The sequence below is a fragment of the Bifidobacterium goeldii genome (assembly GCF_003951095.1).
GTDB lineage: Bacteria > Actinomycetota > Actinomycetes > Actinomycetales > Bifidobacteriaceae > Bifidobacterium > Bifidobacterium goeldii.
In genome coordinates, this window is sequence record NZ_QXGL01000004.1 from 80864 (window position 1) to 107057 (window position 26194).

Sequence of the window (26194 nt, forward strand, 5' to 3'; positions counted from 1 at the left end):
CCTTACATACGCGCATGCGCGACCAGCTACTGCTGATCGCGCATGGATAACCAGTGAGCTACTCCCCCGCGTGTAGTTATGGCTTAATCGCGCGGGTGAATCAAATCCCAGCCTTTGGTGATGACTTCCGCATACACCTCATCAGGGTCGAGTCGGCGCAGCTCCTCGCTCAAGCATTCTTCGAGCGTTCGGGCCGGCACACTGATGGTTTGCGGCGACTGGCCAGGCATGCTGATTACCGCAATGCCTTCTTCCGCGTTCGGGCGTTCGAGGCTGAGCACACCGTCGGAGCGCGTCAAGTACACGCCAGTTACGGCGGTAGCGCCCGGCACATCCTCAACGATCACCGGCACGTTGAGCTTCAGTCGCAGCCATGCGGCGAGCAGATCCATCGGCAGGAAGCCCTTCGGACCGGTTACGCGCACAGTGCTGATCGGCAGGTGTGGCGGCTGGTCGAGCATCGTGGCCAGCATTGCGCGCCATACTGTCAAGCGTGTCCATGACATGTCCACGTTCTTCGGCGACCAGTTGCGGCGCAGATCTTCGATCGTGCGGTACGGGTTCGAGGAGCGCAGCGCGTCAGTAATACGGCTGCGGGCCATCGCACCCAGCAGGTCCTTTGACGGATTGGCTGGCGCTTCAGTCGGCCACCATGCCACAACCGGCGCATCCGGCACCAACAGCGGTATCACCAGCGTGTCCGGATGGTGAACAAGACCGCCGCGCGGGTGCAGCACGATAATCTCGCCTGCACCTGCATCAGCACCAAAGCGCACTTGTGCATCAAGGTTGGAATCAGCACTGTTCGTATCCGCATCAGCGTCATCAGCTGGCTCCGGATGGTCTGCAACAGCCGCAGCACCCTTCTTCGGACTAATCGCAATCACACGGCACGGGTGCTCACGGCTTGCAGCATTCGCGAGCTCCAATGCGTGCTCCAGCTCATCCTCATTCGTGGAAATCAGCAAGGTGAGCACACGGCCGGTTGCTGATTCGCCGCGCTCCTCATGCAGTTCGTCGATTTTGCGCGAAATTTCGCGCGTACGCGTGTTCGGCAGTTCGATGATCATGGCATCCTCCAATGGCGTCCATCACGAGCCAGCATTTCATCAGCCTCTTCCGGGCCCCACGTTCCAGCACGATATGGTTGCGGCTGGCCGAGCGTAGACCAGAAGTCTTCAATCGGGTCGAGAATCTTCCACGACAAGTTGACTTCTTCAGTGGTTGGGAACAGTGGCGGGTCTCCCAGCAGCACGTCCAAAATCAGACGCTCGTAGGCTTCCGGAGAGCTTTCCGTAAAGGAGCGGCCGTAGCTGAAGTCCATCGACACATCGCGCACTTCCATCGATGAGCCGCCCGGCACTTTAGCACCGAAACGCATGGTCACGCCCTCATCTGGCTGCACGCGAATTACGATCGCGTTCTTGCCAAGCTCGCGCGTTGCCGTCGATTCAAACGGCAGGTGCGGTGCGCGCTTAAACACAACAGCGATCTCGGTGACGCGCTTACCCAAGCGCTTGCCGGTACGCAGGTAGAATGGCACGCCAGCCCAGCGGCGAGTATCAATATCAAGACGAATAGCCGCATAGGTTTCGGTAGTGGAGGCGGGGTTGATGCCCTTTTCTTCCAGATAACCGACCACATCGTGAGATCCCTGCCAACCTGCGGCGTACTGACCGCGAGCGGTGTGTGCTGCTAGATCCTTTGGCAGGCGCACGGCGGAGAGGATCTTCGTTTTCTCAGCAGTCAAATCGGACGCAGTGAACGAAACTGGCTCTTCCATAGCGGTGAGCGCGAGCAGCTGCAGCAAATGGTTCTGAATAATATCGCGCGCCGCACCGATGCCGTCATAGTAGCCGGCACGACCAGCAACGCCGATATCTTCAGCCATGGTGATCTGCACGTGGTCAACATAGTTGGCGTTCCAGATCGGCTCGTACATCGAATTGGCAAAGCGCAGCGCCATGATGTTCTGCACAGTTTCCTTGCCAAGATAGTGGTCGATGCGGAACACGCTTGACGGGTCGAATACTTCGGAAACGACGCGGTCGAGTTCCTTGGCACTTTCCAGGTCATGACCGAACGGCTTTTCGATAATCACGCGGCGCCAAGCCCCCTCGCTGGAGCGGGCCAAACCGCAGTCGGCCAGCTGGCGGGAGACTTGTGGGAACGCGCGAGGCGGCACTGACATGTAGAACGCGTGATTACCGCGCGTGCCGCGATCACGATCCAGCTCAGCAACCGTGTCGCTTAAGCGTGCGAATGCGGCGGGATCATCAAACGTTCCTTGTACGAAGCGGATGCCCTTCGCCAACTGCGTCCATGTCGATTCACGGAACGGGGTGCGGCAGTGCGCTTGCACATGCTCTTTGACAAAATCACGGAAGTGATCTTCTGTCCAATCGCGGCGCGCGAAGCCGGTCAAGCCGAAGCTTGGCGGCAACAGACCACGGTTAGCCAGGTCATAAATAGCAGGTAGTAGTTTCTTGCGGGAAAGATCGCCGGTGACACCGAAGATCACGATGCTGCACGGTCCCGCAATGCGGGGAAGGCGCAGATCCCTCGGGTCACGCAGAGGGTTCGCCCATACGCCGGGCGTAGATGGTACAGAATCTGTCATGCTCACCATCCTAATGCGCGCACGCTATCGCGTGGATGTTCCTTCCACCGATTACGCCATCCGCGACATGTAACCATCCCCATGACTCCCACTTGCCCTGCCAGCACAACGCGAAAAGGGCTTCGGCGCGCGCAATTATGCTGCATGTCAACGGTACGATTTCAGGTTACGAGCGCGACACCCAACTACAGGCACCGCGCCCTTTAATGACCGCTACACGAGCAGTCTCAGCAACTGGTAGAGCTGCCACAGGCTGCGCACATTGAAGTGCGTGCCGTCAACCGTGGCCGTCGCTTCACCATCGCCCACATGAACGATGACCATGCGTCCGTTCACGGTCAGAGTGCCGTGCATCGTGATATGATTCATTTCGTAACCTTTGGTTAGGGGCGAAAGCCGATAACCACATCAAGGCCCGATGTTCCAGCACCGGGCCTTTTTGCTACCAGCTTCCGCCGGTAACGGCCCGTCATATCAACGGGGACACCGCATGTTACAGTGTCGCATCTCAGTCTATCAAGATTGCTGATTGATCATTCTATGCACTTGATCGTCATCATCAGGTCGCCAGCACAACGCGAAAAGGGCTCCGACGCTTGCAAAGTATTGCGCGCCGAAGCCCTTAGAGGCGGACAGAGCGAGATTCGAACTCGCGGTGGGTTGCCCCACAACGGTTTTCAAGACCGTCTCTTTAGACCGCTCAGACATCTGTCCTTAGTGCGCGACGCGGTAACCGCGATTGCGCACAATGTTCAATTATACAGCTGGGGTGGTCAGCGAAATCACGCTTCCCATGTGACGGACAGTCCAGTGGACTGTCTGTAGCCGCGCACAGCGACAGCGGCCGTGCGCGACGCAGGATACAGCAGGCGTGACGAACGTCACGCCTCCCACTTCGTCGGCTCGATGACTTCCTTGCCGCCCATGTACGGACGCATAGCCTTCGGGATCTCGATGGAGCCGTCCTTCTGCTGGTGGTTCTCGAGGATCGCGACGAGCCAACGAGTGGTAGCCAGCGTACCGTTCAGAGTGCTCACCGGGCGGGTCGAGCCGTCTTCGGTGCGCTCACGGATGTTCAGGCGGCGAGCCTGGTACTCAGTGCAGTTCGAGGTGGAGGTCAGCTCACGGTAGCGGCCCTGGGTCGGCACCCACGCCTCGCAGTCGAACTTACGAGCAGCAGAGGAGCCGAGGTCGCCAGCAGCAGTGTCGATAATGCGGTACGGCACTTCGACCTTGGCGAGCATCTCCTGCTCCATTTCGAGCAGGTGCTGGTGCTCCGCGTAGGAGTCCTCCTGCTTGGCGTACACGAACATTTCGACCTTGTCGAACTGGTGCACGCGGATGATGCCGGAGGTGTCCTTACCAGCAGCGCCGGCTTCGCGGCGGTAGCAGGAGCTCCAACCGCAGTAGCGCAGCGGGCCATTGTTCAGGTCGAGGATCTCGTTCTCGTGCATACCGGCGAGCGCCACTTCGGACGTGCCGACGAGGTACTGGTCGTCAGGCTCGCGCAGACGGTAGATTTCGTCAGAGTGGGAGTTGAGGAAGCCGGTGCCAGCCATGACTTCAGGGCGCACGAGCGTCGGGGTGATGGCGAGCACGAAGCCGTGCTGCTCAGCCTGGTCGACGGCCATGGTCAGCATAGCGATCTGCATGCGGGCGACTGCGCCGCGCAGGAAGTAGAAGCGGGAGCCGCCGACCTTCACACCGCGGCGCATATCAATGCCAGCAACCTCAGTGCCGAGGGTCAGGTGGTCCTTCGGCTCGAAGCCTTCGGCTGCGAAGTCGCGAATGGTGCCGACCTTCTTGACGACGACGTAATCGTCTTCGCCACCTTCCGGAGCTTCCGGCTCGACGATGTTGGAGAGCTTCCACATAGCGGTGGTGTACTCTTCGGCAGCAGCGTCCGCGGTGGCCTTGTATTCGGAGACCTTGGCAGCAAGTTCCTTGGTCTGTGCGATCAGCGCGGCCTTCTCGTCAGCAGGAGCAGCGGCAACCTTCTTGCCGATTTCCTTCTGCTGCGCGCGGGCAGCTTCGAATTCCTTGAGGGCAGTACGGCGGGTTTCATCAGACTTGAGTACCTCGTCGACCAGCTCGACGGACTCGCCGCGCTTGCGCTGCGATTCCTTCACGATGTCAGCATGTTCACGAATGAATTGAATATCAAGCATGTGCCCAACACTACCGCCGCAAGCCGACACGCAACGAGCAGGACTGACATACCCCCTCAGCCTTTCATTGCGGAGAGGCGCACGTAGCCGGAGTGGTGCATGGTGAATCGGATTCGATCGGCGAGAAAGATTTCTATGGCTCGTTCAAATGGCCGTGCTGCTTGGTCGAGGGCAACGCGCTGGATTTGAATCAGTGGCGTTGCATTGGTAACACCTAACAGCTGCGATTCTTCCGGGCTCGCAAGCACTGATTCCAATGTTTCGTCAACATTCATGGGGTGCACATCGTAGAACCGTTCGAAAATGCCATAAAACGGCGTAGTGAGATCGCGGCTCAGCAGGTCAGGGAACAGGAGCACTGGCAGATGGTTCGTTTCAATGGATAACGGTGTGCCGTTAAGATACCGCAATCGCACAATCTCATACACCGTTGGGTTGGGCTCACGCAATGAGAGGAGTCTGATATCAGATGGTGAAGCTGGGGTAATCGAGGCTTGTATGACTTTGGATGTGATTTCCAAGCCTTGCCGCCGAGCAATAACCGGCAACGATTCGAGCGTATTAATATTGCGCTCCAGCCGATTATCAGACACGACGATGCCGCCACCGCGCCCGATTTTGCGACTGATTTCATGACTGCGTTCAAGAATCGCAAGAGCTGTACGCAAATCGTACCGCGTCACCTCTAGCCGAGCAGCAAGATCACGTTCGGCGCCTAACCGCTCCCCTGGCTTCAATTCGCGCTCGCGAATCATGACGCGTAACCGTTGAGCGAGCTGCTGCGCGGGAATGTGAACGGTCGTCTTCTCTTCTTCGCTCGTCATGATGTTCTCCTCGAATATAAAACAGCCGGGCCCATTGCAGGGCCCGGAGGTGTTCACAGCTCAATCAACGAATCAGATCAGAGCCGTATCGCTCAGATCTTCAACGTTTCGAGCGTCTTGGTGAATCCGTCGATGAACCAGTCCACGTCGGATTCGCTGAAGACCAGCGGCGGGCGCAGCTTGAGGATGTTGCCGAAGCGGCCGCACACGGAGGTGAGGATGTGGTTGTCGCGCAGGGTTTCGAGGATGTCCAACGCGGTTTTCTGATCAGGCTCCTTGGTGCCCGGCTTGACGATTTCGCAGCCAATGTACAGGCCAGCGCCGCGCACGTCGCCAATGCACGGGTGGGATGCCTGCAATGCGATAACCGCATCCTTGAAGATCTTGCCAACGCGCTTAGCGTTGCCCATCGTGTCTTCGTCGCGCATGACATCAAGCACAGCTTGCGCGGCGGCCATGCACACCGGGTTGCCACCGAAGGTGTTGAAGTATGGGATCGAGCCGGCAAACGGTTCGAGTACTTCGTGGCGAGCAGCCATCAGCGAGGTAGGCAGGCCATTAGCCATCGGCTTTCCAGAGGTAACCAAGTCAGGCACAATGCCCTGGCGGCCGAAGCCCCAGAACGCGTCGCCAGTGCGCGTGAAGCCAGGCTGCACCTCGTCGGCGATCCACACGCCGCCGAGCTCGTGCACGGTGTCGATAACCGGCTTCAAATAGCCGACTGGATCCGGATAAACGCCATCAGAGGAGAAGATGGAATCGGCGAGCAGGGCAGCGAACTTAATACCGTGACGGTTCATGTCTGCAACGGCCTTGCGCACTTCGCCCGCCATCCAATTGCCGAATTCTTCAGCAGTGCATTCTGCGGCCGGCTTGCCACCGATGACCAGACGGTAGGTGTCTGGCGTAGGAATCATGCGCATCGTCAGGCCGAGCGTTTGCGCAGTACCGAGGGCTGGCGAAAGCTTGGAGGTGAGCGCCGAGTTGCCGTGGTATGCCTCATGAGTGACGATAACGCCTTCGCCGCCGGTGTAGGTTTGTGCAACGCGCACGGCCAGATCGTTGGCTTCAGAGCCAGTGCACTGGAACATGATGCGGTCGAGCTCGTCCGGCATGGTCGAGAGGATATCTTCCGCGTAGTTGAGGATGTTCTCATGCAGGTAGCGAGTGTGCGTGTTGAGCAGTGATGCTTGCTTGGACAGGGCTTCTACCACGCGCGGATGGCAGTGGCCGACCGATGCCACGTTGTTGTATACGTCCAAGTATTCAACGCCGTCAGCATCCCACAGGTGAGAGCCGCGACCTTTTACCAGGTGCACTGGGTTGCGGTAAAACAGGCGGTAGGCGGGGCCGAGCACGTCGCGCTCCTCGGTGAGTTTGCGCGTTTCAGGGTCGAGGGCTGCGGCCATTTCTGGGCGGAAACTGTTGGTGTCCATGATGGTGGATCGGGTTGCCATGATTCCTTCTTTGCTTTGTGGTTAATGGATACGGTTTGTGGTTACTGGCGAGGATAATCCGCGAATATTGCTCGATTGCCGGCGTTGTATACGTCACGGTAACAAACCATTTGCGGTGCAATGCAATAAATGGTTGAACAATATGCGAGCACTGTATGCGTACGCAAAATCCCTCGAATGCAAGGAGAGTAAGCATTCGAGGGATCGTCTATATCAGGACTGGTATCGCAGAGCTAGCAGCGATACCAGCGTTATCAGTCGCGGTATTGTCAGTCGTCAGTACGGTATTCAGCCTTACCACCGGAGGCTGCAAACTCCTCCTCCGGAGAGAGCACAAGGTGCTTGCGACCATACACGGCGAAGAAAATCGTAGCGAGCAGGTAGATCACCACCATCGCGTACACCGCGAGTCGATAATCTGGGTTGAGCAGCACAGCGACGAAAATCGCAAATGCGAGCAAGCCGGCAACAACCGCGCCCGGAGTACCGAATCGGGAGACGAACGGGCGCTTAATATCAGGCATATTGCGCTTCAGCAGCACGTACGACACCATTTGCAGCAGGTACGCGAGCACTGCACCCCACACGGCGATGTTCAACACTACCGAGCCGGCACCATCACCGCCGTACGCGATGATAAACAGGGCTGCAAAGCCGATAATCGCGCCCACAATCAGACCCCAGTATGGCGTCTTCTTCTTGCCGGTGAGCGAAAGGAACGCTGGGTAGTAGCCTGCGCGAGACAGCGAGTACAGGTTGCGACCGTACGCGAACATAATGCCCTGAATAGACGCGAGCAGACCGATAAGCGCGAATGCGGAGAGTACTGCTGCGAGGTTGCCAGGCAGGATGGCACGGTAGCCGTCCAGCAGCGGCTCATCGGAGGAAGAAAGCGCCGCGGAGCCCATGACCGCCGGGTTGAGGAATACGATAATCAGCGCGGACAGGCCGAGTGTAAAAATGCACAGACGCGAAGCCTTAGGAATATTGCGTTCCGGATCGCGCACTTCTTCAGCAGCCAATGGCAACTGTTCAATACCGAGGAAAAGCCACATAGCGAACGGCATTGCGAAGAAGATTGCGCCCGCGCCGAACGGCAGGAACGCGGAGCCGCCAGCTTCCGGAGTGATGTTGAGCAGCGTGCCAAAATCAGCTTTGCCAGTGACGATCGCGCCGATACCGAACAGTGCGACGATTGCGAGCGCGGCAATGGATACTACTTGTGCGAAGTGGAATGAGGTTTCTGCGCCGAGCCAGTTGACGACGACGAAGATCGCGTACAAGCCGAGCCACCAGACCCATTGCAGGCCAGCGTTATCGAGGGAGAAGCCGGTGAGATCTGACAGGATGGCGTCAGCGTATGCGGAGGAGAAGTAGACGATGGTTGCCGCGGTCATCAAGTATTCGATGGTTTCTGCCAGTCCGGTGAAGAAGCCGCCCCATGGGCCCATTGCTGCGCGTGCGAACGAGTAGGCGCCGCCGGTGTGTGGCATTGCGGATGCCATTTCGGAGATTGAGTTGAGCATCAGCACGTACATTGCGTAGACGACGAGTGCGGCGATGAGCATGCCGCCCCAGCCGGCTTGGGCGATGCCGCCGTTCCAGCCGGAGAAGTCGCCGGAAATAACTGCGGCAATGCCGATTGCCCACAGGCCGAATGCGCCTGCAGTGCGTTTCAGCTGTCGTTTTTCGAAGTAGTCTTTGCCCGTGTGCACGTACGTAACGGAGCTGAGGCCACTGCCTGAGGTTGTTGATACTGATGTGGCAGACATGATGACCGCCTTCCTCTCTTATTTCATAATTGCCGTATGGCGTTCCCTTTGTTCATCTGCGATTGCAATGTGCAATGTGTGTGATGTGAGTTGTTGAGTTGTTCAGTTATGGAGTTATTGAGTTATGAATTTCAGTCATGAGCTAGTGCAGTAACCACAGCGGATCGTCAAGATACCGCTGTGCGCACATCACGCTGCCGGGCGCTTCTTCGGCTGCCATACCGTCAGGTAGCGCGTCGGCGCGGTGGTTGGTGGTCCAGCCGAGCATTTGCAGGCGGCGGATCATGGACAGTGCGCTCATCACGTGTAGCTCATCGTCAGTGAAGTCGCCGGCGACTTCTTGGTAGCCTTTCACCCATGCTTTGGCGAGGTCGGACGCGTATGGCTCGTGCTCGATGAAGCTCAGCGAAGATGCGTAATCGTAGAGGTACCAGCTGTATCCAGCGTCATCGAAGTCGATGATGGTCAACTTGCCATCGGGGCCTTTAATCACATTTGATGGGCGCAAATCGGCGTGAATCAGTCCCCAAGTTTGCTGGGTACGTGGCACTTTCATCACGACATCCATTGCTTTCCACAGTGCGGTATTGCACAGTTCTTTTTCATCGTCGGTAAGATTGGCGGTTTCCCAGCGGCCCCAACGCGGTGAGGGGCCGACCATGTTGGAAATATCCCAGTTGAACCGTTTGAACCCGTAAGGTCTAGTCCAGTGGCGTGACTGATTGTGGAATTTGGCTGCCCACTGGCCGATGGTTACGTAGTAGGGTGCGGGGTTATCGAGATCTTCAAGCACGGTACCTTCGACGAATTTGGTGGAGATAACGGTCCATCCAACACCGTTGAGGTCGTGGATTTTGGTAACGAATGTGCCACGCACGGTGGGCACTGGGTTGATCAGGTTAATGCCATCGATGTCATGCAATGCGTTCAGCCAGCTGATTTCGGAGGCGACGGCTTCTGGGCCGCCCACGTAGCCGGGCTGGGAAACGCGCACTACGCCTGCAGCTTTGCCGTCGAGCAGCAAAATGAACGTGGCGTTTTCTGAGACAGTGATGAGGTCTAGGCGCGCGCGTGAATGGTCGATACCCCATGCGGCGCAGACGCCTTGGAACAGCCAGAATGGTGCCGGGCTGCCTTTGGTTAAACCGCTGAATGTGTCGAGACTGACGGGTTGCGTAGGATCATCGATGAGGCTTGCTAACTGCTGTGCCATATCATCCTCCGATTCATGAATGCGCGGGGCACGGGAGCGGATGTTCGCGAGTATCGCTGGGCAATGCCAGCCACCCGTTATGCAAACGTATTCAGAAAATCGCGGTAAGCGACATCCCTCATGCGTTTACTAGGGAAAATCCGCAGCCGATAATGTTCGTGCCGCTATGTGATTGCGATGATTGCATTGTGGCAGCGCAGTGATGCGAAATTGCACTCTCCCCGTTACCACGCGGTAAAGAATCACGGGGATTGATTAATGGTTGATTATCGACATACCCCCAATAGTGAACATTCATACGCAACAAGCGGGGCGATAATCACGCATGTAACGCGCAATTATCGCCCCGCTTGAAACAGGAAGAAAAAAGGCATTTGCGCCGGCTATCAGGTAAACCGGCGCAAATGGCAGCAGACTAAGATCAGTCGTGCTGCTCGAAGAACGCTTCAACCGTACGGTTGTATTCGTCCTTCTGCTCAACATGGCACATGTGCGTGCCCATGAACAGCTCCCACTTAGCACCCGGAATACGGTCAAGGCACTGCTTGACAATCAGCGGCGTCGCCTCGTCCATCAAACCAGAAGTCAGCAGGGTAGGAATCTTGATCTTCCACAGGTCGTTGGAAACATCCCAGCCCTTCATCTTGCCGGTGACCATGAACTCATCCTCGCCCTGCATGAAGCGGTAGACGTCGGTCTTATCGTTCTCGGTTTCCAGCACGTAATCTGGCGGATTATCCATGCTCATCACGTGACGCTTGTTGTACACAGCCGCGGCTTCCTTGTATTCAGGAGTGTCGAAGTTGCCGGTACGAATAGCCTCAACCAGCGTTTCCTTCATGCCTGCAGGCAGCCAATCCATCAAACGCAGTGCTTCAGACTCCCACAGCGGAATGCTTGCCGGCGAGCTCGCCACTACCATACTGCGCACGCCCAGAGGCTGACGGTTGATCGCATACTGCATAGCAAGCATGCCACCCCAAGACTGGCCGAGAATGTGGCAACGCTCCAAACCGAGCGCGTCACGCACCACGTCAATCTCCTCTTCCCACAGGTCAGCACCCCACAGGTCGGGCAGGTACGGAGTAGGCGAATTGCCGCATCCGAGCTGATCGTAGTAGATCACCTGACGATGGTATTTCTCAGCGATACCGTCGAGCGAGCGCAGATAGTTGTGCTTCGCACCAGGGCCACCATGCAGTACCAGCAGCGGCAGCTTGCCTGGAGTGCTTTCGCCAACCTTCATGTACCACGTGTGGTAACCCTTGAACGGAATCTTGCCCTCTTCGATAGGCAATGAGGTTTCTTCGCTCATATTGAGTCCTTTTTGCGTCCTTCGTAATTGAATGAACAGGGATTACTTAGAGATCTTGAAGTTCTTGATGTACATGTTCCAGAACCAGAACGGGGAAGCGTCAGCAACACCGTTCTTGATCTTCGGGTTGTACGTGAACAGCCAGTTCTGGTGGGTGTACACGTAGTACGGCAGGTCTTGGTTCTCGATATCCATGATCTGCGTGAGCAGCTTGGTACGCTCGGAATCGTCAGAAGAACGCACCTGCTGGTTGAGCAGATCATCAACCTGCGAGTTCTCATACTGTGCGGAGTTCGAACCACCGTCACCGCCGCCAGTGGAGGCGAGCAGCGGGGTCAGGTTACCAGCCGGGTCAGGGAAATCACTGGACCATTCAGTCATCAGTGCCTGGTAGGGGCGCACGCCGTTTTCAATACCGGAACCGAACTGCTGGCTGGTGGCCTCATCGTTGCTGACCTTCTTGATGTTCAGCGTGATGCCAACCTTCTTCAGATCCTGCTGCATAGCGAGCACCACGTTGTTCGGCAGCGACTTGCTCATCACGGTCATATCGAAGCTGAAGCCATCAGGGTACTTCGACTTCGACAGGTATTCCTTAGCCTTGTCAACGTTGTACTTCACCACGTCAGCGCTCTTCTCGTAGGAAGTCCACTCATCCTTGTTGAACAGGAACAGGGTTTCCGGGTCAAGCAGGTAGTTGGTGGCAACACCAGCATCCTTAATGATGCTCTTCTGAATATCACCGACGTTGATTGCCGCAGCAACAGCCTTACGAGCGTTCACGTCGTCGAACGGAGCCTTCTTCGTGTTGAAGCTGATGTAGTTCAAACCAGCGGACGGAATCTTCGCCAGCTTCACCTTGCTGCTGTTCTTCACCTGGTCGATCATGTCGACTGGAGTCTGAAGATCAAGATCGATCTGACCAGAAGTCGAAGCGGCAACTCGCGTGCTGTCTTCTTCGATCGGGCGGAACACGATCTTCTTCACATCAGGATCGCCAGATTCGCTCTTATCCCAGTAATCCTTGTTGTACTCCAGCGTCACATCGCCACCGGAAGCCCAGTTCTTGACCACGTACGCACCGGTACCAATCGGAATACCGTTGACCGTGCCGTAATCCTTGCCATACTTCTCAACAACGCTCTTCTCAACAATGCCGGTACCAGAAGTTGCAGAAGCGTACTTCCACAGTGCATCCGGCTGCTTGAGCTTCACAGTCAGCTCCCAGTCGCCAGTCTGCTTAATGGTGTCAACGTTGTCGTACATCCATGCCACGTAGGAGGCGAGGTCCGGGTTGCGGTAACGCTCAAGGCTGTACACCACGTCATCCATGGTCATGGGGTTGCCGTCGGAGAACTTCACGTTGTCGCGAATCTGGTAGACGTACGTGGTGTCATCCTTCTGCTCCCAGCTCTTGGCAAGCATCGGCTGAATCTTGTCGTTCTTGTCGAACTGGAGCAGGCTTTCCGTAATCTGGTTGGTTACCGGGCTGGTGACGAAATCGTACGCGTAAATCGGGTCGATGTTCTTCACCTGGCTGGTCACGCCAACAGTCAGTGTGCTGGAGTCAGACGTGTCGCTGCCTGCTGACGAGGGGCCAGAGCAGGCTGCCATTGACAGCACAGCCAGCGTGGCGCAGCACGTGGTAACGATTCGTTTGATCACATTGGTTTTCATGGTTCTTCCTCTCTATGAAATTACCTAGTGAACTACTTACAAAACTTGGGGATTAACAAACTTGAATATGCGTAGCTCAGACAGCTTGTGCAGCCGGCGTTGCGCTCTGAGCGTGCGTGCGATGCCAAGCGCCGTCAGTGAGCTGGAATTCATCGCCGAAGTGACGATCAGGATCGGAGATAATGCAGGACACCCAGTGGCCGGGAGTAACTTCCACCAGCGGCGGACGTTCCTGATCGCACACGCCATGCACGTTAACAGGGCAACGCGTGTGGAAGCGGCAATTGTGTGCCTCGCCAATAGCGGTTGGAATATCACCGTTGAGTTCGAGATGCTTCACATCCTGCCACGGGTATTCCTTCGGACGGCTGGAGAGCAGTGACTGCGTGTATGGATGCAGCGGATGGTCGAAGAGCTCGCGGCTTTCAGCCATTTCTACAATCGCACCCAAGTACATGACGATCACGCGGTCGCACAAATGCTCAACAACCGTCAAATCGTGGCTCACGAACAAGGTGGAGACGCCCATGCGCTTTTTCAGATCATCGAACAGGTGAAGAATCTGCGCCTGCACCGACACATCCAACGCGCTTACGGGCTCATCAGCAAGAATGAACTCCGGGTCAGGAATCAGCGCGCGCACAATAGCCAAACGCTGCAGCTGGCCGCCAGACAGGCCGTTACTGCGCGCATCAAGCACATCGTCCGGTAGGTTCACAAAGCCGAGCAGATCACGAATGCGCGCGTCCGCTTGCTCGCGATTGAGCCCATGGAACAATGCGACTTCTTTAAGGCTTTCGCCAATCGTTTTGCGCGGGTTAAACGAGCTGCTGGGGTTTTGGAAGACGATCTGCATATCCTTACGCAGTTCGCGCGCTTCGCTTTTGCTCACCTTGCTGATATCGCGGCCCTTGTACAGCACGGTACCGGAAGTGGCATGTTCAAGACCGACTAAGCAGCGGCCCATCGTGGACTTGCCAGAACCACTTTCGCCTACCACGCCAAGGGTTTCTCCCTGCATCATTTGAAAGCTCATGTCTTCGACTGCGTAGAGTTCGAGCTTGCGGGACTGCCCGTCAACTACTCCCCTGCCCAGGTCGAATACTTTCGTCAAATGCTGCACGTCGAACAAGATGTCGCTCATGCCTGCTCCTTTCCAGCCTGCACATACGCATCGGCGTAACTGTGCGTGGGGCTGAATTGATGCATAATCGGGGTACGCAAGTGTGCAGAGCCTTCAACCGGCTGCGAAAGCTGCGGGTCAAGTGGGTCCGCAAAGTCTTCAGTCATCGGCTCTGGCAGTCCTTCATCTGGGCCAGATCGCGGAATTGCAGCCATCAAACCCTTGGTATACGGGTGCTGCGGAGAGCGGAAGATCGAATCAACATCGCCTTGCTCAACAATCACACCGCGGTACATCACGGAAACCGTGTCACAAATTTCTGCAACCACACCGAAGTTGTGCGTAATAATCAGCACGCTCACGCCGAGTCGCTGCTGCAAATCCTTAAGCAGTCGCAGAATCTGCATTTGCACGGTCACATCCAAAGCGGTTGTCGGCTCGTCTGCCACCAGCAGCTTCGGATCGCCGGCCAACGCCATTGCAATGTTGACGCGCTGGAGCATACCACCGCTCATTTGGAATGGATACTGCCGCATACGCTCGTCAGCTGGTCGAATACCAACTGATTCGAGCAGTTCCGCAGCGCGCTTTTTCGCATCCTGACGACTGGTGCCTGCCAAACGCAGCTTTTCGATGATCTGATCACCGATGCGCTGCAGTGGGTCGAGAGAAAGTACTGGGTCTTGGAAGATCATTGCGATCTTCTTACGGCGATATTCCAGCATTTCTTTAGGCTTCAGCGTAAGCAGCTCGTTGCCTTCAAAGCGAATGCTGCCCTCGTACAGGGTTGCGCCTTCGTCATTGAGTCGCATGATGCTTTTCGCAGTCATGGATTTTCCAGAGCCACTTTCACCAACAAGACCGTGGATTTCGCCCGGCTTGACGGTGAGGTTCACGTTCCTGACAGCCTGCACAATGCCTTGAGGAGCGTTGAGCGTTACCGCGAGATTGTTAATGTCGAGCAGATCGTTCGCTTCGCTCATCGTTCGCCTCCCAACACGAGCTTGCGGAAGCGGCGCATTGGCATAAGCTTGCGCTGCTTCGGATCCAACCAATGATTAATGCCGTCGCCGAGCACGTTGATAGCCACCACGGTGATCAGAATCATCGCGCCAGGAGCCAATGCACACAGTGGAGCCAGCTGAATCAAACCGCGCCCCTCTTCGAGCATGGCACCCCAATCGGAAGTTGGCGGCTGCACACCAAGGCCCAGGAAGCTCATGGCGGCCAAGTCAAGGATTGCGTAGCCAAGATCAAGCGTGCCTTGCACGATCAGAGCCGGCACACAGTTCGGCAAAATCTCACGGAACATAATGTGTGCACTGCTGTAACCAATCGATTGCGCAGCTTCCACATACGTTTTGTTTTTCTCTACCAGTGCAACCGATCGCGTCAACCTAGCCAGCATTGGCACGTAGACAATACCCACAGCAACCACCGCGTTCGTCAGGCTACGGCCGAAAGCAGCGATCAGCAGGAAGGCAAGCAGCAAGCTCGGGAACGAAAGAATCACATCGCTAATGCGCATCAAGATCTTATCGAGCCATCCGCCAAAGTAGCCAGATGCCAAGCCGTATGGAATACCAATCACCATGCTGATAGCCACCACACCGATTGCAGAAAGCATGGTGGTACGCGAGCCGAAGAGTACACGGCTGAAAATATCGCGGCCGGTTTTATCAGTTCCCAGCAGGTGCGAGCCGGAAGGCGGCGACAGAATCGCGCCAAGAGAGACCTGATTCGGATCGTATGGGGCGATCACGTTCGCGAAAACTGCCGACAGCAGAATCAGAACGAGAACCACCGAGGAGACAATCACCGGAACAGTGAAGAATGACTTCCAGCTGCTGGAATTCTTCTTTACGCGGGACTTTTTCCCCGTCGTCGCGGTGTCGATAGTAGCGGCGGTCATTGGTCGCCTCCCTTACCTTCACGAATGCGCGGATCAATCAGTCCATAGACGAGATCCAAAATGGTTGAAATAGTCATAAACACGAACACGAGAAGCAGTGTTACTGCTTGCACCACGCCATAATCGCCGGCTTTCACGCCATCGATCAGCAGCGTGCCCACGCCCGGCAGCGAAAACACTGTTTCTACCAGCGCGGAACCAACCATCAAAATACCGATTTGCAAACCAAGCACAGTAATCACAGGAATCACTGCGTTCTTAAAGCAGTGCGCCCAAATCACACGACTGCGCGAAGCACCCTTAGCAGAAATCACCATGCTGTATTCACTGTTCAGCTGGTCTGCCATGCCACGTTCCATCATGCGCGAAATCAAAGCGATCATGGAAAAAGCCATGCAGACGGCCGGCAAGCTAATGCGCTGGAAATATTCACCCCAACCGTTGTAGCTACCAGTGAATGCAACGCCGGGCATGTAGGTGGAGAGGTACCAAATCATAAGAATACCGGTCAGGAACGGCGGGCAAGCGACAAGCACCAGTTCGATGATTGAGAGCACAGTAGCGCTAACACTGTGCTGTTTAGCGCCGGTGTATACGCCTGCGGGAATAGCAATAACAATGGCGATCAGTGTTGCCAAAACAACAATGCCCAACGTGGTAGGCAGGCGCTGTGCAAGGAGCAGCGAGACCGGCTGGCGGTACTGGTAGCTCAGGCCGAAGTCTCCGTGCAGCATACCGCCGATCCAATCGACGTATTGGGTGAGCACCGGCTTATCCAGTCCGAATTGACTGCGAATATTCGCGATGGTTGCCGGAGTGGACTGCTTGCCTCCAAGAATTACAGAAACCGGATCGGTTGGCCCAAGTCGTACGAGTCCAAAGATGATTACGCTCGTGCAAAACATCACAAAAACGTATTGAAGCAACTTGCTAACTACGAATCGTCTCACCGTTCCCCCTCTCTTTGTCATCCCATTGCTGTGGTTTCGTCCGAGTATTAGAGGCGCCTGTTGCACGGGAGTAATAGGTAGATGAACAAACGCGAGAAAACGTAATCCGCGTGTTACAAACCATTACGTTTCAGGGACTATAAATGGTTGAGCATCATTATGGGGGTATGCCAGCAAGGTGCAATGACGTACAGCAACAGGCACAACAAAAAAAATGTTTAAAACGTAACAAACCGGCGAAAAACCGCCGGTTTGTTACGTTTTAAACATTAACTACCGCTGCTCAATGCAGCAATTACACGACTGCCTCACAGCGAAAAACCAATCGTATTCAGCACGCTCTTCGGCACCGCAAAGCGAACCGTACGCAGCGGATCGACCATCTGGCAGACTTCAACATTGGCAGAAATACTGAATAGCATGGTCAAATCGTGGACACTCCACTCAGTTTTTGCTGCAACAGCATCCACAACGAGGTGGACAGCCTTATCAGCAGCCTCATCCAGCGTCGGCGCAGAATAAATCACGCCAACTTCATCAGCCGTTTCATACCATGGCGTATCAATGCTCTCACCATCTTGCGGGTGAATAACGGTCAAACGAATCGTCGCCACACCGCCGATTTCTGCGCCAGACACACCAATCTCGCCATTGCCCATCGCCGCATGCATATCGCCGCACGCAAACAGTGCACCTTCCGTGTTCACCGGGAAATACAGCGTGGTGCCAATCGTGTTCTTATTGGAATCCATATTGCCACCATGCGTGTTCGGCGTGCCACAGTTCACCGCCTCCCCAGCCGGAGCCACACCAATAACGCCAATCATCGGCTGAATCGGAATGCTGAGCTTGTCATCCCAAGCAACCTTGCCATCACCGACGGCAACCAAGTGGAAGTATTCCTTGTCAAACCGATCGCCAAGCACACCCTCGTTAGGACCCGTGCTGCACACTGCCTGCTTATTAAGCTCAATATCAAGAATCTCAGCCTTGAGCACATCACCCGGCTGAGCGCCCTTCACATAAATAGGGCCAGTAGCAGGATTAATAGCATCCCAGTCCAAGGTCTCCAAGCTGTCGTCATAGGATTTAATCTGCTCGGAGAAGCAATCCTGCGTGTGAATGCGCACAGTCTGCCCCGATTCGATAGTGAGCGCAGGCGCGTGCTGCTTGTCAAAAGCAAAGATCACGTGGTCATTCGACAGTTCGATCATCAGTTTGTTCCTTTCCTATTTCCTGATGAATGGTCATCATCACATCAGCGTCAGCACACACCATAGGACCGCAACGTTTCGATTGCAGAACGTGCAGGAATCGTCGAGTTTCATGGCGTGAGCGGGCATAACCATGCAAGGCGCGACGACAATGGAAACCATGCCTGAATCCGTCATCATTACGATCGCCGCCATCATCGGCGTCATTGTTATTATTATGGCCGCCGTACTTGCAGTGCGCGCGCATCGCCGCAACCGCTTGGCAGCTAAACTCGTCGAACGCGACGACGATCAGGTACATTACGCGTTCATCATCAACCCTTCTAAACCGCAGGCCGATGTCCGCCGCGCACACATCCAGCGTTTCTGCGCGGAAAAAGGGCTGACCGAAGTGGAATATATCGACACGCAGCTCGACAAGGATGGCCGCGCTTGCGCGCTCGAAGCACTTGAGCACGGCGCTGACGTAGTGGTGGCCGTCGGCGGTGATGGCACTGTGCGCACGGTGGCGAGCGCAGTCTCCGGCACAGGACACGCGATGGGTATTGTGCCGATTGGTACCGGTAACCTGTTCGCGCGCAATATGGGCATTCCGATTGACGATATTGACGCGGCGCTCACCGTCGCAACCTCGCACGGTTCGCGCCATGTGGATGTGGGCCGTTTGACGTTGCTTGATGATCCGAAGGAAGATCACGGCCACGCGTTCTTGATTATTGCGGGTATTGGCTTCGATGCGCTAATGATTGACGAAACCGACCCGCAGTTGAAGAAGAACATTAGTTGGCTGGCGTATTTTGTGTCCGGCGTCAAGAACCTGTTCGCGCCGAAATATCGCGGCAATGTAACGGTTACGAGTGCGGATGGCAGTACGCACAGCACGCGCGGGCTCGTGTTCCGCACGTTTATGGCCGGCAATTGCGGCCAAATTCCAGTGTTTTCGCTGATGCCAGACGCTGCGTATGACGATGGCATTCTTGACTTTGAGATTATCGACACGTCCGGCGGCATTATCGGCTGGGCGAACCTGTTCGGCGATGTGGTTCATCAGACGATTACCGGTAAAGCTGGTTCTAGCCCGCTCTCAACGAATTCCAGTATTGATCAAATTCAAGGTGTGAGCGCGGAAATTACGCTCGAAAAGCCAGTGCTTGCGCAAGTTGATGGCGATATGCTCGGCGAGACGAGTCATATTCGCTTTAGTGTGGATAAGGCTGCGCTCTGCGTACGTGTGCCAGAAGTGTCGCCTGATTTTTCCGCGACCGGCATTATTCCGCCGATTAAGGACTAGCAGGGGCTGCTTTATTGCTTGCTCGCGTCTGCATCCGCGACAACGCGGGAAACATGCAATGCGAGATACGCGACTTCATCTTCGGTGAGATTGGTATCCAGTCGCAGCGCCACGATCGAGCCGATAATATCCGCGCAGCTCATCGCTTTCGGGTACGACTGTCGAATTGATTCGATAATCGGCTCAGGCTCTTTATCAAGCTGCTTACCCTGATGAATGCGCACAAACAGGTAGCGCAAGTGAGTAATAAAGCGGCCTACGTTAATACTGTGCTGGTCGAGTTTGACGCCGTAGGTCTGCTCGATGACGGCTAGCATTTGCTGGATGACGCCCGTCATCTTATACGTATCAGAAAGGTCGCCGGTCGCAAATCCGGCGTTCACAAGATGCAGCGCCAACGCGACTGTTTCACTCGGCGGCAGTTTGCAGTCAAGATGACGATTGAGCTCGCTGGCCAATGCTACAGCCTGCGCGTATTCAGTGGAATAGAGTGATTGTACTTCGGCTTGCAGCGGATATTCCACGACAACACCGTCGTGTGCGCGCCGCAATGCGCCGGTAACGTGATCGGCCAACGCCATGACGAGGGTGGGCTGCGATTCGATTTGATCAGCAAGTCCAACCTTCGCCATGGCGTCGGTCACCAGTCGAATGACTTCGGGCGGGATCTCTGACAGTAGTTCACCTACATGGTCAGGATCCCGTCCATCGGCGGGAACGAACACGCGGACAACTTTTGCGTCATCGACGTGCATGCCGGGTTTGGCTTGGAACCCCAAGCCGCGCCCTGTAGCGATCACTTCACGGTGACCGTCTTTAGCAAGCACGACATTGTTGTTAAAGACGCGAAGTATTTCCACGACGTTCCTTCCAGCCGAACGACATCAGTGCTGGATATCCAGCACCGCGTCGCCGGCCTTAACGTCGATATCCGTCTTCGGGGTAACGCCAGCCAGTGCGGCAGTGTTCAGCACCGTCATCAGAGTGGTGGTGCTAAATCCAGCTTCCCTGACCTTATCAAAATCGACGGTCACCAGAGTGTCGCCGGCGTTAACGCGCTGGTTAGCAGCCACAGCCACAGCGAAGCCTTCGCCGTTCATCTTGACCGTGTCGATACCGACGTGCACGAGCACCTCGACGCCATCATCGGACTTGATACCGAATGCGTGGCCAGTCTCAGCAACGGTCTGCAGCACACCGGAGATCGGCGCGACGATCGTGGAGTCGGAGGGCTGAATGCCAACGCCTTCGCCCAGTGCGCGGGAAGCGAACACCGGGTCGCCGGTCTCGTCGAGGGAGATCACGTGACCGGAAACCGGGGCACCAACCGTGTCGGTTGCCACAGCGGCAGGCGCTTCAGCAACAGCGGTTGCAGTGGCAGCAGCAGGAGCAGCAGCCGGGGCTGCAGCAGCCTGAGCTTCGAGCTCACGGTCAGCCTTCTCCTGAGCTTGGCGTTCCTTGAGTTCAGCCTTCTGCTCCGGGGTGCGGTAATCGAACGTGATCACCAGGAACATAGCCAGGAAGAACGCAACAGCGATGGACACGCCATACACCCACATCTGGTTGAAGACCGGGACGGTCAGCAGCGAGGTGAAGGCGAAGGTGGTGGTGGTCACGCCGCGCACGCCAGCGGAGGACGGGAACAGCCAGCCGAGAACAGCGATCACCACACCGCCAGTGCCGCAGGCGATCAGCATACGGGAGTAGATGAGCTTGTAGCGCAGGTGGATACCGTACAGGCTCGGCTCGGAAACACCACCGAGCAGGCCAGCGGCGAGAGCACCGATGGAGGTCTGGCGCATCTGGTCATCCTTATCGCGGATGGACAGGAACAGCACACCAGCAGTGGTACCGAAGCAGGCGAAGTTCCACACGCCCATCGGGCCCTGGATGAAGTCGTAGCCAAGCGTCTGAATGTTCATAAGCATCAGAGCGTTGAGCGGCCAGTGCAGACCCAGCGGCACGAGGAACGGGTAGAGCAGCGGGATAGCGATAGCGAAGATGAACGGAGCGTGAGTGTTCATCCAGGACAGGCCAACACCAAGGCCGTTACCAGCCCACACGCCGATAGGACCAATGAGGTAAGCGGTCAGAGCGCCGACGATGATCATCGAGAAGAACGGCAGGAACACGAGCTGCACGCTTTCGGGGATGATCTTCTTGAGCCCGTGGTACACGAGGGCGAGCACGGCGGCCATCAGCAGCGGCACGAACACGTTGCCGGAGTAGTCGGACAGCTGCATCGGCAGGCCGAACACAGTAGCAGTGCAGGACGTGGTGCCCAGCGTGGTGTTCTTGACGCAATCGACAGCGTCGCCCCACTTCTTAGCGTCGCCCAGCTCAGCGAACTGCGGGGTCATGAGGATTGCCATGATGGAGCCGCCCAGCCACGGATCAACCTTGAGCTTCTTAGCAGCGTTGTAGGCAACCATGATCGGCAGGAAGTAGAACACGCCCTTCCAGATAGCCTGCACGAACACGAGGCTAATGGTGGCGGTTTCACTCTCGATCACGCCGAGGGAGATGAACAGGTTAACAAGCGCGATGATGATGGATGCGCCGAGCAGGACGCCCAGGATCGGGCGGAACGAGTCAGCCAGGTATTCGAAGAACGAATCCAGCCATGCAACCTTGCCGCGAACACCCTGCTTACGCTTAGCGGCCTTGAGTTCATCATTGGACATCTCACCATTGCTGGAGGCCTTGGCAGCGCCGCCGATGGACGCCATCTCAGGCAGGTGCATGATCTCCTCGTACATGGAGGCAACAGCGCCTCCGATGACGACCTGGTAACGGTCACCGCTCTGCGGCACGGCACCGAGCACACCCTTCATGGTGTCCAGACGGTGCTGGTCGACCTTGCCAGCATCGACGAGCTCGAAACGCAGGCGCGTGGCGCAGTGCGTCAGGCTCTTGACATTGGCAGGGCCACCGATTGCAGCAATAATCTGCGATGCTGTGGATTCAGCCATCCCTTTTTCCTTCCGTGAATCTTCCTGTGATTCATCCGCTCGCAAGGCTGCAGAAAACAAAAAAGACCTGGGGTATAGATATGGCTATCCGTACCTCAGGTCTTGCGTCTTGTGGACTTGCAACCCTGCAATTGAATCGGTTTTAGCATACGATGGAATTGACAGGTTGACAAGCATGGCGTGTCGAAAACGTTGTCATTTCTTTTGTGGCCCTCAAAATGGCCAAATACCAACCGTAATCAATCACGTTAAGAACAAAAAATTACAATTGTTTACATTAAAGCCATTCTGTCGCTAGGATTCCGTGGCAAAATAGAAAGCATGGTAGCAAACAATGCGGGCCTTCCCGCCACCCCAGCTGATCTGATCAACGTCGACGAAGTTATCGGCAAGTACTATGACCTCGTCCCCGACCCGTCTGTTCCCGAGCAGCGTGTCATCTTCGGCACCTCCGGTCACCGCGGATCGTCCCTGAAGACCTCGTTCAACGAGGCTCACATCGTCGCTATTTCTCAGGCTATCGCCGAATACCGTAAGAAGGCCGGTGTTACTGGACCGCTCTACCTCGGTTCCGATACGCACGCGCTGTCTGACCCAGCCAAGAAGACCGCTATCGAGGTGCTGGTCGCCAACGGCGTGCACGTGCGCATCGATTCGCGCGGCGACTTCGTGCCAACCCCAGTCGTCTCCCAGGCAATCCTGACTCACAACCGTGCTGCCGACGGCACCCAGCGCTTCACTGGCGAAGGTCTGGCCGATGGCATCGTTGTCACCCCGTCTCACAACCCGCCTACTGATGGTGGTTTCAAGTACGATCCAGTCACTGGTGGCCCGGCTCCGGCTGACGTGACGAACGCGATCGCTGCGCGCGCCAACGAGCTGCTCGGCGACTACAAGTCCGTCAAGCGCGTGCCGTACGAGGAAGCCATCAAGTCCGAGTACGTTGAAGGCTTCGACTTCCGCGATCACTACGTTTCCGATCTTGGCAACGTGATCGATTTCGACGTCATTCGCAACTCCGGCGTGCGTCTGGGCATTGACCCGCTGGGCGGCGCTTCTGTCAACTACTGGCCGCTCGTCAACGAGAAGTACGGTCTGAACATTGGCGTGGTACGTCCGGAAGTCGACCCGACGTGGCGCTTCATGACCATCGACCATGATGGCAAGATCCGTATGGATCCGTCTTCCCCGTACGCAATGAAGGGTCTGGTGGACCAGCTCAACGCCGGCGCATGGGATAAGTACGATCTGGTGGGCGGCACCGACCCGGATGCCGACCGTCACGGCATTGTGTGCCCGAACTGGGGCGTGATGAACCCGAACCACTACATCGCCGTGTGCGTGGAGTACCTGTTCGGTGGCAACCGCCCGGGCTGGCCGGAGGGTGCAGCCGTTGGTAAGACGCTCGTCTCCTCCTCCCTGATCGACCGCGTGGCCGCTTCGATCAACGCGAAGGTCATCGAAGTTCCGGTGGGCTTCAAGTGGTTCGTTGACCCGCTGTTCAAGGGTGAAGTTGCGTTCGGTGGCGAGGAGAGCTCCGGCATGAGCTTCCTGCGTCGCGACGGCCGCATTTGGACCACCGATAAGGATGGTCTGATTCCTGATCTGCTGGCTGCTGAGATCACCGGTAAGACCGGCAAGAACCCGGCTCAGCTGCACCAGGAGCAGGTTGAGCGCTTTGGCGAGAGCTGGTACAAGCGTGTTGACACGCCGACCACGCTCGAGCAGAAGCAGAAGTTCGCCAAGCTCACTGGCGATGACGTAACCGCCACGCAGCTCGCCGGCGAGGACATCACCGCTAAGCTGACCGAAGCACCGGGCAACCACGCTAAGATCGGCGGTCTGAAGGTCACTACCAAGGACAACTGGTTCGCAGCTCGCCCGTCTGGCACTGAGAACATCTACAAGGTGTACGCCGAGTCCTTCGAGTCTCCTGAGGCCCTCGACAAGGTCCTCGCTGAGGCCACCGAGGTTGTTGATAAGGCACTCGCTGAGTAGTGCGCCTGCGGATCACCTGATCATCGGAAAGGTCTCCCGTGAATTTCATTTCACGGGAGACCTTTCTATTTCCGCATCTCCTATCCCCCAGTATCATTTCCGCTCCACGACACTATTCTCGCCCTATTCCCGCGATACGGCATCTGCCCCTCACCGTTGTCCCCCTCATCGGACGCGGTCAGCAGCATCTCCGTGCCCCGTATCAGCGATTTTGCTGATTTTGGCGATACGTGGCACACAACTCCAACGGCAACCAATCTCCTTATTTTTCAAAACCGCGGAATTCCAACGATTTCCAATTACAACCAATGCCGATCAAACCCCCGAACACACGCAGACCGTGCCCCGTATCCTCAAAATCGCGATTTTCCACGATACGGGGCACAAACGCACATGGCATCAACGCACGCCATTACTCAAGCGGAAGCCGAACCATTACTCTCGATCGCGCACGCTACAGGCCAGTCTTTCCAGAGACATGGCAACCAATTGAAAATCACAGGGCACACCACGCAACACCAACTGCCGTGCGATACTGAACGCGAATTCGACGCTGGCGGCATCATCGTCCAAAGTCATTGACGTTGCTACAAAAATCAGCCACCCACGTGCACGAGCGCGATCACGTTTCTCCTGATCACGCCGCCACTGCCACTTATCCGTACGATGCTGATCACCATCGTATTCAACTGCCACAAGCGCTTTGGGCCAAGCCATGTCTAGCGTCATCGGAACACCGGAACGAAACGTCATCCGAGGAATCACATAACCACGTTCCGGACACGGCAACCCGTATCGCCTCAACATCAGGCAACAGGCCGATTCCTTCGGAGACCCGGAGCCAGGCAGCACCAATCGTGACGCCTTTGCACAAGCGGCAGACCCTCTGCGAGAAGGCAGAGGATTCGCGAAATTCACGAAATCGCGATAGACGCCCGAGGCGTCACGCCCTTTCGCCAACGATGGATTCCCTGCCACGGCGGTAACGACCGAATCCCCAAGCACCACCAAAGTCTCGAGCGGGACATGCACAGCCAACTGCGCCCATGTGTGGAACAGGTCGAGAGCAAACACATAATCATTGATTCGCACCGGAATCGTCAACGACATGGGCGTCCACACATGCGAACGCAATGAAGCATCACGGATTCGAATACGCCGGCTCTTCGAGCTGGAAACTGTGTGCAACGCATTCATGTCGAGATTGCAGTGTTCCGGCAATGGTACCGATTGCAACATCAGCGATGTGGTCATGCCGAACAGCAACGGTCGCCCCAAGCGCTTCGCCACCGCCGTGCAGCGCTCGATGGTCTCAAGCCGCCGAAGTTCCAGCCCAGCCGACATACCGGCCGACGTTCCGATCGGCATGTCTGTCATTACCTCGAATTTCCCCCTCATGAATCCGACCGTATCAGGCGACGCAGCGATACACCAGTCCCTCATACCACAAAAAGGTATGCCATTCAGTTCCGCGGGCTGGCGCAGTTTTGCCGCATGCGCCCTGCGCATCATGCTCGTCGCCCGCGCCCTGCGCACCATGCTCGTCGCCCGCGCCCCATACACCCTGCACTTGTACCCTGCCCTGTGCCCTATGCCTTGTGCCCTGCTGTGCTCGGCACTCTACGCCTTGTGCCCCGTATCGGCGATTTTGCTGATTTTGGCGATACGTGGCACGCAACTCCAGCGGC

20 protein-coding genes, 1 tRNA gene and 1 pseudogene are annotated in these 26194 nt (G+C 56.4%); 2 read left to right on the top strand and 20 right to left on the bottom strand.

Going from position 1 to position 26194, the window contains the following annotated elements; translation table 11 throughout:
- Window positions 1–83: 83 nt before the first annotated feature.
- The 17 genes and pseudogenes from D2E25_RS06985 to D2E25_RS07055 form a co-directional block, all read right to left on the bottom strand.
- On the bottom strand, window positions 84–887 hold the full coding sequence (locus D2E25_RS06985) for a glucose-6-phosphate dehydrogenase assembly protein OpcA (RefSeq protein WP_420897338.1): 804 nt from the start codon (window positions 885–887) through the stop codon (window positions 84–86).
- Window positions 876–1070 (bottom strand): annotated as a pseudogene (locus tag D2E25_RS10900) (glucose-6-phosphate dehydrogenase assembly protein OpcA); the annotation flags it as partial. The gene D2E25_RS06985 and the pseudogene D2E25_RS10900, both read right to left, overlap by 12 nt.
- On the bottom strand, window positions 1067–2629 hold the full coding sequence (zwf, locus tag D2E25_RS06990) for a glucose-6-phosphate dehydrogenase (protein ID WP_125981235.1): 1563 nt from the start codon (window positions 2627–2629) through the stop codon (window positions 1067–1069). The gene zwf and the pseudogene D2E25_RS10900, both read right to left, overlap by 4 nt.
- A gap of 204 nt (window positions 2630–2833) precedes the next feature.
- Window positions 2834–2989, bottom strand: a complete 156-nt coding sequence (locus tag D2E25_RS10490) for a hypothetical protein (RefSeq protein ID WP_164514763.1) — start codon at window positions 2987–2989, stop codon at window positions 2834–2836.
- A 260-nt stretch (window positions 2990–3249) separates the two neighbouring features.
- Window positions 3250–3334 (bottom strand) — tRNA-Ser (locus D2E25_RS06995).
- Between the two features lie 167 nt (window positions 3335–3501).
- Window positions 3502–4788 (bottom strand): serine--tRNA ligase, encoded by a 1287-nt coding sequence (gene serS, locus D2E25_RS07000; protein ID WP_125981238.1) that lies wholly within the window; start codon window positions 4786–4788, stop codon window positions 3502–3504.
- Between the two features lie 56 nt (window positions 4789–4844).
- Window positions 4845–5612, bottom strand: coding sequence for a GntR family transcriptional regulator (locus tag D2E25_RS07005; RefSeq protein WP_125981240.1), 768 nt, complete (start codon window positions 5610–5612; stop codon window positions 4845–4847).
- A 92-nt stretch (window positions 5613–5704) separates the two neighbouring features.
- Window positions 5705–7069, bottom strand: coding sequence for an aspartate aminotransferase family protein (locus D2E25_RS07010; protein WP_125981243.1), 1365 nt, complete (start codon window positions 7067–7069; stop codon window positions 5705–5707).
- 269 nt (window positions 7070–7338) lie between these two features.
- On the bottom strand, window positions 7339–8841 hold the full coding sequence (locus D2E25_RS07015; RefSeq protein ID WP_125981245.1) for an amino acid permease: 1503 nt from the start codon (window positions 8839–8841) through the stop codon (window positions 7339–7341).
- A 142-nt stretch (window positions 8842–8983) separates the two neighbouring features.
- A complete protein-coding gene (locus D2E25_RS07020) occupies window positions 8984–10054 on the bottom strand; it encodes a phosphotransferase enzyme family protein (RefSeq protein ID WP_125981248.1) in 1071 nt (356 codons plus the stop codon).
- A 421-nt stretch (window positions 10055–10475) separates the two neighbouring features.
- Window positions 10476–11369, bottom strand: a complete 894-nt coding sequence (locus D2E25_RS07025; RefSeq protein WP_125981250.1) for a proline iminopeptidase-family hydrolase — start codon at window positions 11367–11369, stop codon at window positions 10476–10478.
- A gap of 42 nt (window positions 11370–11411) precedes the next feature.
- Window positions 11412–13046, bottom strand: a complete 1635-nt coding sequence (locus D2E25_RS07030) for an ABC transporter substrate-binding protein (RefSeq protein ID WP_125981252.1) — start codon at window positions 13044–13046, stop codon at window positions 11412–11414.
- A gap of 76 nt (window positions 13047–13122) precedes the next feature.
- A complete protein-coding gene (locus D2E25_RS07035; RefSeq protein ID WP_125981254.1) occupies window positions 13123–14190 on the bottom strand; it encodes an oligopeptide/dipeptide ABC transporter ATP-binding protein in 1068 nt (355 codons plus the stop codon).
- Entirely contained in the window at window positions 14187–15152 is a 966-nt protein-coding gene (locus D2E25_RS07040) for an ABC transporter ATP-binding protein (protein ID WP_125981256.1), read from the bottom strand. The genes D2E25_RS07035 and D2E25_RS07040 overlap by 4 nt, the downstream gene beginning before the upstream one ends.
- Window positions 15149–16081, bottom strand: a complete 933-nt coding sequence (locus D2E25_RS07045) for an ABC transporter permease (protein ID WP_125981258.1) — start codon at window positions 16079–16081, stop codon at window positions 15149–15151. Before D2E25_RS07045 ends, D2E25_RS07040 begins: the two co-directional genes overlap by 4 nt.
- Complete coding sequence (locus tag D2E25_RS07050) at window positions 16078–17052, bottom strand: ABC transporter permease (protein ID WP_125981260.1); 975 nt, start codon at window positions 17050–17052, stop codon at window positions 16078–16080. Before D2E25_RS07050 ends, D2E25_RS07045 begins: the two co-directional genes overlap by 4 nt.
- A 287-nt stretch (window positions 17053–17339) precedes the next feature.
- Window positions 17340–18245 (bottom strand): acetamidase/formamidase family protein, encoded by a 906-nt coding sequence (locus D2E25_RS07055; protein ID WP_125981262.1) that lies wholly within the window; start codon window positions 18243–18245, stop codon window positions 17340–17342.
- Between the two features lie 160 nt (window positions 18246–18405).
- Here D2E25_RS07055 and D2E25_RS07060 point away from each other — a divergent pair, with 160 nt between their 5' ends.
- Window positions 18406–19536, top strand: coding sequence for a diacylglycerol/lipid kinase family protein (locus D2E25_RS07060; RefSeq protein WP_206430752.1), 1131 nt, complete (start codon window positions 18406–18408; stop codon window positions 19534–19536).
- 11 nt (window positions 19537–19547) lie between these two features.
- Here D2E25_RS07060 and D2E25_RS07065 read toward each other — a convergent pair whose 3' ends face one another.
- Complete coding sequence (locus D2E25_RS07065) at window positions 19548–20396, bottom strand: PRD domain-containing protein (RefSeq protein ID WP_125981268.1); 849 nt, start codon at window positions 20394–20396, stop codon at window positions 19548–19550.
- A gap of 24 nt (window positions 20397–20420) precedes the next feature.
- Entirely contained in the window at window positions 20421–22508 is a 2088-nt protein-coding gene (locus D2E25_RS07070) for a glucose PTS transporter subunit IIA (RefSeq protein WP_125981270.1), read from the bottom strand.
- Between the two features lie 321 nt (window positions 22509–22829).
- Between D2E25_RS07070 and pgm the strand changes: the two genes are divergently transcribed.
- A complete protein-coding gene (gene pgm / locus D2E25_RS07075) occupies window positions 22830–24506 on the top strand; it encodes a phosphoglucomutase (alpha-D-glucose-1,6-bisphosphate-dependent) (RefSeq protein ID WP_125981273.1) in 1677 nt (558 codons plus the stop codon).
- Window positions 24507–24941: 435 nt separating this feature from the next.
- On the opposite strand, the gene D2E25_RS07080 is transcribed toward pgm, so the two are convergent.
- Window positions 24942–25883, bottom strand: a complete 942-nt coding sequence (locus D2E25_RS07080) for a hypothetical protein (protein WP_241217084.1) — start codon at window positions 25881–25883, stop codon at window positions 24942–24944.
- Window positions 25884–26194: the final 311 nt, after the last annotated feature.